Here is a 1,325-nt window from a genome sequence, read left to right on the forward strand (position 1 = left end):
GCTGAAGGATCCCCTCATAATTCGCCCAACCCTGATGAATGAGTCAGCCTCTGGTATTCGAGCATAGCCCACTGATATTGCTGTTCATTGATGCAATACCGTCGATGCTTTCTTACCTCTCGCCCCAACCGTGGAATAGAGAGAACACGCCGATGCTTAATGGTGTTGGCTTGAAAGTCGTATTGCCATTTAGCTTTTGTCGCAATGAGACCGTTCCACCACATCAGTACCTCTGCCAGCAGCGCAATCAATAACAAGATATTGAGGCGCTTGATACAACGGGTTCGGTTATGCCGTAGAGCCAGTCCATATGCGGGACTTTTTAAGTCACGAAACGCTTCCTCTATCTGCATTCTCTTTGCATATAAACGTGTTATCTGAATCGCGTTTAGCGTGTCATTCGGGATATTAGTCACCAGTAGCCACGGCTCGTTTGCGCTTTTGGCAAAGAGACGAGACGCCGTATGCCTCTTACTGGTACGGGTATGACGTTGCGCTTTCCGTCCTTTTGGAGCCTGTTTAACAAGATGAGCATGACAAGCCAGTGGAGAGCGGCGTGCAAGTTGGCAAGTGCCCAGATAGGCGGGTTTGTTGTTTGCCTTGGGATAGAATTCTTTATTGCATTGCCAATCTTGACGGTCGAGTTTAATCGCGACTTCTCCACGGACACGCCCCAACCAGAACCAGCCTTTCTTTTGTACTTGCCGGAACCAGGTGTTTCGAAAGCCTGCATCCGACACAATAATAGGCGTGGTGCCGAGAGGGAGAACGTCGTGAAGTTTATCGAGGAAACGTTGATGCGTTTTTGGTGAGTTATATTGTGCGTATTCAAACGCTTGCTCGTAAAGGGTGACAGCACGACCATCGAGAGCGATAGAGGCGCGTAAAGTCATATAGCGAAGCTGCTCTCTCACATCAGACCAATCAACCAAAATCACAGGGCAAGGATTAGCGCGGGCAATAAGGCTAGCATGCCATTTATAGATATCGTCTTTTTCACGGTGCAACTGTACATTGCCAAGCAATCGGTCGACTCGCTTAATGGCATGTTTAGCCGTGGTCATGACGTTAAGGGAGCGACCGAGTTTAGTGAGCGTAAGGTCAGCCCCATCGAGTGAGGATTGGGTCGCAAGTATCAGAGACTGAAGCCGTTTTTTATGAATAGTGGGACACTGATTTTGTAGAGTATCTTGTAGAATTTGAATATCGCGCATCGTTCATCCCTTTTGGTGGAATGTGGTTTTTGGCGAAATTCATTAGATCAAAAGGGTCGATGCGCGTCCTTCTCATTGTTTAGAAAAGAGATTTTGAGGGGATTCGCTAGA

At 47.7% G+C, this 1,325-nt stretch carries 1 protein-coding gene; it reads right to left on the bottom strand.

What is annotated here, in order from left to right; genetic code table 11:
- Window positions 1-14 precede the first annotated feature (14 nt).
- Complete coding sequence (locus LRP49_RS25085; protein ID WP_274146396.1) at window positions 15-1,214, bottom strand: IS4 family transposase; 1,200 nt, start codon at window positions 1,212-1,214, stop codon at window positions 15-17.
- Between the last annotated feature and the right edge of the window lie 111 nt (window positions 1,215-1,325).

It is taken from the genome of Enterovibrio qingdaonensis, assembly GCF_028683135.1.
GTDB lineage: Bacteria > Pseudomonadota > Gammaproteobacteria > Enterobacterales > Vibrionaceae > Enterovibrio > Enterovibrio qingdaonensis.